Annotated in this window: 8 protein-coding genes and 1 pseudogene; 2 read left to right on the top strand and 7 right to left on the bottom strand. The window is 35.3% G+C overall.

Features of this window, described 5'->3' with window-relative positions; translation table 11 throughout:
* Window positions 1-138: 138 nt before the first annotated feature.
* The 5 genes and pseudogenes from J5G60_RS13555 to fdhF all read right to left on the bottom strand — a co-directional run.
* On the bottom strand, window positions 139-756 hold the full coding sequence (locus tag J5G60_RS13555; protein ID WP_150355719.1) for a DUF3793 family protein: 618 nt from the start codon (window positions 754-756) through the stop codon (window positions 139-141).
* Complete coding sequence (locus J5G60_RS13560; protein WP_150355718.1) at window positions 749-1,177, bottom strand: flavodoxin; 429 nt, start codon at window positions 1,175-1,177, stop codon at window positions 749-751. Before J5G60_RS13560 ends, J5G60_RS13555 begins: the two co-directional genes overlap by 8 nt.
* Window positions 1,178-1,290: 113 nt before the next feature.
* Complete coding sequence (locus tag J5G60_RS13565; RefSeq protein ID WP_150355717.1) at window positions 1,291-2,454, bottom strand: transglutaminase domain-containing protein; 1,164 nt, start codon at window positions 2,452-2,454, stop codon at window positions 1,291-1,293.
* Window positions 2,455-2,641: 187 nt separating this feature from the next.
* On the bottom strand, window positions 2,642-3,907 hold the full coding sequence (locus tag J5G60_RS13570) for a replication-associated recombination protein A (protein ID WP_150355716.1): 1,266 nt from the start codon (window positions 3,905-3,907) through the stop codon (window positions 2,642-2,644).
* 157 nt (window positions 3,908-4,064) lie between these two features.
* Window positions 4,065-5,978: pseudogene (fdhF, locus tag J5G60_RS13575) on the bottom strand (formate dehydrogenase subunit alpha); the annotation flags it as partial.
* Between the two features lie 112 nt (window positions 5,979-6,090).
* On the opposite strand from fdhF, the gene J5G60_RS13580 reads away from it, so the two are divergent.
* A complete protein-coding gene (locus tag J5G60_RS13580; protein WP_150355715.1) occupies window positions 6,091-7,044 on the top strand; it encodes an NAD(P)-dependent oxidoreductase in 954 nt (317 codons plus the stop codon).
* A 72-nt stretch (window positions 7,045-7,116) separates the two neighbouring features.
* Here the strand turns inward: J5G60_RS13580 and J5G60_RS13585 are convergent, their stop codons facing one another.
* Window positions 7,117-7,635, bottom strand: a complete 519-nt coding sequence (locus J5G60_RS13585; RefSeq protein ID WP_150355714.1) for a nitroreductase family protein — start codon at window positions 7,633-7,635, stop codon at window positions 7,117-7,119.
* Window positions 7,636-7,834: 199 nt separating this feature from the next.
* Here J5G60_RS13585 and J5G60_RS13590 point away from each other — a divergent pair, with 199 nt between their 5' ends.
* Entirely contained in the window at window positions 7,835-8,428 is a 594-nt protein-coding gene (locus J5G60_RS13590; protein ID WP_150355713.1) for a xanthine phosphoribosyltransferase, read from the top strand.
* Between the two features lie 33 nt (window positions 8,429-8,461).
* Here the strand turns inward: J5G60_RS13590 and J5G60_RS13595 are convergent, their stop codons facing one another.
* Entirely contained in the window at window positions 8,462-9,211 is a 750-nt protein-coding gene (locus J5G60_RS13595; RefSeq protein ID WP_150355712.1) for an IclR family transcriptional regulator, read from the bottom strand.
* Window positions 9,212-9,525: the final 314 nt, after the last annotated feature.

Raw genomic sequence — 9,525 nt, forward strand, 5'->3', positions numbered from 1 at the left:
TAGTAAAATATATACCATTAAATATAATATACTATATTTGTTAATAAAAGAAGTGTAAAATTATAAACAAAATATAAAATTTACATATAAAGATAGAACTGCACTTAAACAAGCAGCAGTTCTATCTACTCATTACATTCATCTAACAGCAGAGGAAAGCATCTCTACAGCTTTAATAATTTCCGTATTTTTTCTGATCAATTTCATAAAATTATATCTTGACCTATCGTAATTTTCAAAAGTTTTCAATGCTTGTTCTCTGTCATTATATACTTTCCAATATCCACAGCATATACATTTTTTATCCTTCCCATATATAAAATCTTTTACATCTGGGAGGGGTATTCCCAGAAAAATACCCATCTCATGTGGACAAAAATTGCACTTATATCTTTCCCTCAACAAATTCAACAAATCCATTAAACACATATCTTTAGAATATCCAAATTCACTTAAAAATTCTATATTATCCTGGCAAGACAAAATTCTGTACAAAAATGTTTCATTGTAAAACAAAAGTAACAATGAGCTGTTATTACTAAAAATTTCAAAGACCTTTAAATTTATATCTTTTATATATTCTTCTCCATATTTACACCAAAGATCATACATGTTTTTATATTTATTAGAAATATTTATTATAGAAGCAGGCTTATACCCTGATATGGTAGGAGATATACTATAAGTGATAAGTGTCATCATGTATTTTTTTTCATCTTCCTCACAAACAAGATCTGTAAAACTGTTATCATTCATTTAATATTTGCCTTCCAAAATTTTTGCAATCCTCTTTTATTTCTCCTTCCGGCGCTTCCTGTACAATAAATCCTTCATTCAATAGATTTGCACCATAATCTTCCATTCTTTTAGCCCAATTCCTCATCCACTCTCCGTCTCCCCAACCGTAAGATCCAAAGAGCCCTACTTTTTTACCCGACACACAAGAAGAGATGGATTCAACAAAAGGATCCATTTCTTCCTCTTCAATTACTTCAACTCCCATGGCAGGAGATCCAAGTAAAACTATATCTGCACTTTTTACATCATCTGGAGAAGCTTCAGAAACATTTAACACATTGACTTCCGCCCCTCTTTCTTTTACACCTTCCGCTATTAAATTGGCCATGGATTCTGTATTACCCGTTCCGCTCCAATAAATAATGTTTACTTTACTCATTTTGGTCACCTCATATAAATAATAATGATAATCATTTTCATTTATATAATATAATTATTCCTCTGAGTTGTCAATAGATTAATTTAAGATAAGAGTCAGATCTGAACTGACCCTTATCTTAAATTTATGTTGTAAAAGCTGTAATCCGTGCTACTGCACCTAGGATATTTTGTTCTGTCCCATACATGACTTTGAGCCATTTCATTGTCTGTTACATTAAAATAAGAATGAGAAATCAAGTGGGATCCGTCATTCGTAACGGGATCATCCCAGGTAGAATCCAATTGATAATATTTACCCTGTATTTTCACTATATTCCAGGCATGATCTACCCATCCATTCCCGCCATTTGCCCTTCCTATGACCATTTTACACTCTATTCCAGCTGCCGTAAGAAGCCTATCCATTGCATCCGCATAACCTTCACAAACGCCAATACCATTCATCAAAATTCCATAAGCCGTATAGGAATCATTGGGAATATCATCACTTCTATCATAATCTGCATTATTGACTATATAATCATGAAGTGCAAGTTCTTTTTGATAATCTTTCATATCTGGGTTTGTAACCTTCTTTATTATTTCAGTTGTCTTATTTTGGAGTTCACTTTCCTTTTTTATAAGATTCTGTTTAGTATCGGTGTATTTAAAATAAATACTCATTTTTGCAGGATTGCTTCCTTGAATGTTGGCTTCTGCACTTAAATACCAATCACGCAAATTGGGATTATTATCGAGCACAGTATCTATTACATTTAAATCATATGTGTCCTTATCATAATTACTTATGTTTAATATCAATGTATTTTTATAATCTGAGAGGGCATCTTTTAACGCATTATAATATTGATCATAATTTTGTACCGAAATTCCATCTCCAGAGTTATCTTTATCTATTGTAAAATCGTATTTTACTGCTTGTCCTAATTGTCTTCCATCGGTGGATTTCAACGTGTTATCTATTTCCAGGACATAGCTTTCGCCGGGGATATATAAACTCCGGGGAGAAATTCTTATTGAATTAGGTGCTGAATTTACAATGTCAATCCCCATGGACTGATTATTATCCAATTCATATACTTTAATAGAATTCTCAGCTGAATTCAAATCTACATTTCCATTAAAAGTCACAGTCCACGTCTTGTTTTTATCCACACTGGCTAAGACTCCATCATTCCAAACTTTATAATTTTCCGCTGCATAACAATTGTTCCCAAAAAATAATAGTAAGAATACTATCAAGATTAATAAACTTTTATATAATTTTTTTAGCATAATATCTCTCCACAAAATTATTATTTTACAATTTCATATACTAGATAATAGGTTTCATTCATCTGTATTCAGATCTTTCAATTTTCCTTTTCTTATCATACCATATAAGCACCTCCCATCAAACACTAATAATCTAAGTATATATTCACTTCCAGAATTATTCAAATAACACTGTCAGTACTCAGGGTTAAAAATCGCCTGATTCAGCAGTTTTTTTTACTGAGTTCCAGTATTTTTTAATACTATCTTCATATTTGTTATTTTGAGTAATATAATACTTCTTTCCTTTTAATTTCCTTGGCATATACTCCTGCTTTACATAATTATTGTGGTAGTCATGTGGATACTTGTATCCCTTAACCCCCAATTTGCTGGCTCCACCGTAATGGGCATCTTTTAGATGATCCGGAACATCACCTGTATTAGTATGCCTTAGATCTTCCACAGCAGAATTTATGGCCAGATACGCACTGTTTGATTTGGGCAGAGTAGCCAGATATATGACAAGTTCAGAAAGTATTATTCTGGCTTCAGGAAATCCCACTTTCAAAGCCAGCTCCAATCCTGAATTAACCACCGAAAGTGCATTGGGGCAGGCCAGTCCAATATCTTCTGCAGTAATTACCGCTAATCTCCGGGTTACAGCCAATATATTACCGCCTTCTATGAGTCTGACCAGATAATGAACGGATGCATCCGGATCGCTTCCCCGGATACTTTTTTGCAGCGCACTCAAAACATTGTAGAATTCATCGCCGCTGGAATCGGCTCTCATAGATGATTGCCCCAGGCCCTCAACACATTCCACCGATACTTCCTTCTCCTCTCCCATCTGGGAATTAACTGCCAGCTCCAATATATTATAGGCCTTTCTATAATCTCCCTGAGAAATTTCAGCTATATATCTAAGGGCATCACGTGAATATTTAATTTTCATATTTTCTCCAATTAATTTATCCAATGCCCTTTTAAGTCCGGTCATTACCTCATCAGCAGTCAAAGATAAAAATCTGAATATATTGCATCTGCTCAAAACAGCTTTATGTATAGCAAAATACGGATTTTCAGTTGTGCTTGCTATTAAAGTCACCTTACCGTTTTCAATAAATTCCAGCAGAGCCTGCTGTTGTTTCTTGTTAAAATACTGGAGCTCATCTATGTAGATGACAACTCCCTTGTAATTAAGCAAATTGTCCAGATTAGATGTAATATTCTGTACATCCTTCAAGGATGCCGTTGTGGCATTGAGTTTATAGAATCTTTTATCCATATAATTGGCCATAATACCAGCCAGTGTCGTCTTGCCGGTTCCCGGAGGGCCGTATAATACACAATTTGGTATCATCTTTTTAATTATCAAATTGTATAGAGGTTTTCCCTTTCCCAATATCTGATTTTGTCCAATAAAATCCTCCAGTGAAACCGGCCTCATCAATTCCGCTAATGGTTTCATCACTTCACCCCTTACAATATTAGAACATTTAATGATTTTTATTATATACTTGTGAAGTTAAAATTCAATAGAAGACAATTTCTCTACAAAAAAACAGTGAAAAGTTTCCATTATACTTTTCACTGCACTGTATCAATACGATAATTATTCAATATTTTTAACTCAAGGCTCCCATTTTTTTTCGGAGATCTTTATAATTTTCCTTCAGCTGTTCCTCAGCCCTGTCCTGATCCTTTATGGACTCAACTTTTACCGCACAGTATTTATACTCAGGAGTTTTTGATATTGGATCAAGATTATTCACAGTAAGTTCATTACAGGCACCTATCCACCACTGATAAGTCATATAGGTAGATCCCCTCATTACCCTGTCTGTTATATAGGCCCTGCTTATCACTGAGCCCCTTCTAGAAGACACCCTGACCAGCTGCCCATCTTTTATGTTAAGTTTTCCCGCATCTTCAGGACTCATCTGTATCCTTCCCGGCTCATCTTCAAGCTGCTGAAGGGCACGGCAATTTCCTGTCATGGTCCTAACCGAATAATGTCCTATTTCCCTTACAGTACACAAGCTAAGAGGATATTCACTGCCAGGTGATTCCTCAGTAGGTCTCCATTCTGAAGCAAACAGGATTCCTTTTTTGCTTGGAGTGCTGAATTCATTATTTTCATACAGGTAGGAAGTGCCGGGATGATCCTCCGAAGGACAAGGCCATAAAACACCTTCCAAGCTTTCAACTTTCTTATAAGTTGCACCTGCAAATTTAGGGCAAAGTCCTCTCATCTCGTCCCATATTTCCTTTGTATTATCATAATGCATTTCATATCACATAGCCGAGGCAAGTTCGCAAATTATCTGCCAGTCAGGCTTAATATCCCCTATAGGTTCAACTGCCTTGTTGAATTTTTGAAATCCCCTGTCTGCTGACGTATATACACCCTCATGTTCCCCCCAGGAAGTTGCCGGCAGTATTACATCTGCATATAAAGTTGTCTTATTCATGAATATATCCTGAAGCACCACAAATTCAAGTTCATTCAAAGCCTTTTTAAGTTCATTGGAATTTGGATCACTTTGAACTGAATCCTCTCCCATTATATAATATGCTTTTAACTTATGCTCTTTAAGCACCAATTCAGGTACCTCAGTCAAGTGATATCCTATTTTGTCCGGAAGTCTTTCAACTCCCCAGGCTTTTTCAAACTTATTCCTTACACTTTCATCCGTTACACTTTGATATCCTGGAAAGACATTGGGAAGTGCACCCATATCGCAGGCGCCCTGAACATTGTTCTGTCCTCTGACAGGCCCTATTCCCACACTTGGCCTTCCATAATTTCCTGTAAGAAGGGCAAGTGAAGCCAGTCCCTTTACCACATCTACAGCTTGCCCGAACTGACATACTCCCATACCATAAAGTATCATTGGACTTTTAGCAGCTGCATACATTTCCATGGCTTTTCTTATCTTCTGCGCAGGTACTTTGGATATTTTTTCCACATATTCAGGTGTATATTTTGCAAGTATTCTGCTGTATTCCTCAAAGCCTTCAGTATATTTCTCCACATAATTCCTATCATACAATCCTTCGTTTACAAGGACATTTGCAAAACCATTTACAAGGGCCATATTGGTGCCGCCTTTTATTGGAAGCCACAGGTCTGAAATTCTGGCACTTTCAGTTATTCTGGGATCAACCACTACTATCTTTGCACCTTTTTCCCTGGCTTTCACTATTCTTCTGGCAACTATAGGATGAGATTCTGCAGGATTATACCCAAAAACAAAAATCAGATCCGCATTATCAATTTCAGGAATGCTATTGGACATAGCTCCGTTGCCCAGCACCTTGGCAAGTCCAGCCACAGAGGGTCCATGACAGACCCTGGCACAATTATCCACATTATTCGTCCCAACAACAGCCCTCATGAATTTCTGCATAATATAATTTGCCTCATTCCCAGGTCCTCTCGAACATCCTGTACCCATTATAAAATCAGCTCCATACTTATTCTTTATTTTCATAAGTCTATCAGCTGTATATTTTATAGCTTCTTCCCAGGTCACTTCATTAAATTCAAGAATATTATAGGTAGTTTAAATGCTTTAACAATTTGACAGCAATTTTCACAAAAGTTATACTGAATTTAAAATATTTTGTAATATAACATGGAGGATTAACATGAAAAATACTGTATTTTTAAATTCAAGCAAAATCAATTTTGATGGAAAAATTAATTTCTCAGTATTAGATGAATTTACTAAAGTTGCATTGTATGACAGCAGCAGTGAAGACCAAATTCTAGAAAGAGTTAAAGACCAAAATATTGTAGTAACCAAGGAACTCCCTTTAAGTGGCAATTTGATATGTAAATTTCCCTCTTCTGTAAAACTTATCTGTGAAGCTGGAACAGGGTACAACAATATAGACATAGAAGCTGCCCGTAAAAAAAATATTATGGTTTGCAACGTACCCGGCTACAGTACAGATGCAGTGGCACAACTTGCCATCACCTTTATATTGAGCTTATGTTCATCTATTACCCTGCAGCAGACAATGTTGAAAGAAGGGAACTTCAGCAATTTCACCAAAGATCTCCAGGTACCGCATGTTGAAATAAAAGATAAGACTCTGGGCATAATTGGAGCTGGTGCCATAGGACAACGCGTTATAAAGACAGCTCTGGCTCTGGATATGAAAGTTCTGGTCTATAACAGAAGTATAAAACCAATTTCCAACGTAAAATTTGTATCTTTAGAAGAACTCCTGGCTAAAAGTGACTTCGTATCCATTCACTGTCCTCTTACAGAGGATACAAAGCATCTCATTGACAGGGATAAATTTAAACTCATGAAATCCACTTCGTTTATTATAAACACTGCAAGAGGAGCCATAATAAATGAAAAGGATTTAATAGAAGCCTTACAGATGGGAATAATTGCAGGTGCAGCTTTAGATGTTCAGGAAAAGGAACCTTTTGACGTAAGCAATCCTCTATTTTCTATGAAAAACGTCATATTAACTCCCCATATAGGCTGCAAATGTATTGAAACAAGACAGAGACTTGTAGAACTCTTAGGTAATAACATCAAGGCCTTCATAAATAATAGCCCGATAAATTCAGTGAACAGCTAAAAACTGTTCACTAAATTTAATTTTCTTCTAATGGTGGTGTTATTATGATAACAGAAATTTCATTTGTATGCCCTAGAAAGTTTCATAATTTACCCATTTTTCTAGAGGTTTACGTTCAGTACTATGTCTGTTCGGTGACGCAGGCTGACCTTTTGCATAACCTATACCTATGATGCTCACTGGATCCACATTTTCTGGAATGTTGAATTCGCTTTTAACTGCCTTGGGATCTAGATAACCTATCCATATAGTACCTAATCCCAGTTCTTCTGCCTCAAGTACCATATGAGTGGCCACTATACCTGCATCTATATCTCCAATATCCTTCTTGTCAAAAGGTCTTTTCCATGACTCACTGCGATCCACACATACAATTACAGCCAATGGAGCCCCATATACATTTGCTCCCTTTTTGAGCTTCTCAAGCCCCTCTTCAGTTTTTACTACAATAAGTCTCTGAGGTTGATTGTTGCAGGCTGTAGGTGCCACTTTAGCCGCCTCTAATATCCTGGAAAGTTTATCATCTTCTACTTTTTTACTTTCATACTCTCGAACAGAATAACGTTTTTTGCTGAGCTCTAAAAAATCCACTTAAACCACTCCCTATAATACAATATAATACTATATATTATATTCCTAAATTATGTATTTTCCAATATTAACAACAGTTGAAGTTGTAAACTATATTCTATATAATAAGTATTATTCCAATAATCAGTACGGTTTTTCTAAAATCCAACTCTTACTTGGCATTTAAATACCAAAAATAATTATATAAGGTGGTATAAAAATGGACTCATTAAAAAGAAGAATTTTGAAAGATGGACTTGTAATTGATAAAAATATTTTAAAAGTAGATTCCTTTCTAAATCATCAGGTGGACTTAAATTTGATGTACGAAATAGGCACTTATTTTAAAAATTATTTTAAAGAAGCCAAGCCCACAAAAATATTTACAGTTGAGAGTTCCGGAATTGCTCCAGCATCCATGACAGCACTTCAAATGGGACTCCCTATGGTGATATTAAAAAAGGAAACTTCAAAAATTTTAAGCGACAATATATATCAAACCGTCATACACTCTTTTACTAAATCCATAGATTACAACTTAACTCTGTCCAAAAAATACATTACTGCAAAAGATAGAATTTTAATCATAGATGATTTTTTAGCAAAAGGAGAAGCTGCCTCAGGAGCTATACGTCTGATTGAATCTGCCGGGGCTGAAGTTTCAGGCATAGGCATAGTTATCGAAAAATCCTTTCAGCCGGGAAGAAAATTGCTGGAATCAAAAGGGTATAGAGTCTATTCTCTAGCCAGAATCAGCAGCCTGGAACAGGGATGTATAAAATTTTGTTCGGATAAAGATCCATCAGCTAAATGAAGCTGATGGATCTTCCAAACCCTATGATGAAATTTAATTATAATTGACAGAATCAATTTTTTCTTTTGCCTTTAATAACAATTCAATTGCCAATTTATTTTTCTTCTCAGTAGCTCGAAAAGTCGGGATACTTATACTAATAGCTCCTATGACTTTCCCCTTTGAAGCTAGAGGAACCGCATAACATCGTAAAAATTTTGTCACTTCTTCAACCTCTAACGACACATTAGTTTGTCTAATCTTTTCTAATTGTGCTTCTAGGACATTAAAATCCGTTATAGTGTTTTTTGTAACAGCTTTTAAACCATCAGGATAAAGTGATTTTATTTTTTCAATCTTATACCCACTCAATAGAGCTTTTCCTAGAGCTGTACAATACGCTGGCAGTCGTTTCCCTACATGGGAAATAAGACGAATATCCATATCTTTTACAGGATCCTCTTTTAATACATATAATACATCGCTTCCGTCGAGAACTCCCATCTGACAGGTTTCATCAATATCAGCTACAATGTTTTTCATTATTTTTTGTATGAAATCTATCATATGTTTATTTTGCGAATAAGATGCCCCAATACAAAAAGCAGAAATTCCCATTGAATATTTTAGAGAATTTTTTTCAAGATAAACAAAGTTACGTTCCAGCATTGTCTGCATAATAGGATAAAGAGTACTTTTAGGTATACTAATTGCTTCAGAAATCTCCGTTAAAGTTAACCCCTTAGGGGTAATTGACAAAAGATTCAATATATTCAAGACTCTTTCTGTTGGTTTATGTGTCATATTCATACCCACCATTCTAATTTTCACAAAAATTATTATATACAGAATTAATTATATATATTTTGACAGTAATATTCAATAATCCACTCTCTTACAAAGTTACTTTTATAAAAAACAGAACCACCAATGGGCTTTCTTCCAAAAAGCCCATTGGCGGTCAAACAACCTCAATGCCTACTGCAAATTAACCTACCATATATCTACAGGTTCGCCCTTTTCAAATTCAATCTCTTTAGGGCCAGTTAAAATTTCAAGCTTGGGATTTTTTTCAACTTCGGGCAGCAGAGGTTCGCTTACCAATATTTTCCCCAGCT

The organism is Clostridium sp. HV4-5-A1G, from assembly GCF_900184915.1.
Taxonomy (GTDB): Bacteria; Bacillota; Clostridia; order Clostridiales; family Clostridiaceae; genus Clostridium_B; species Clostridium_B aromativorans.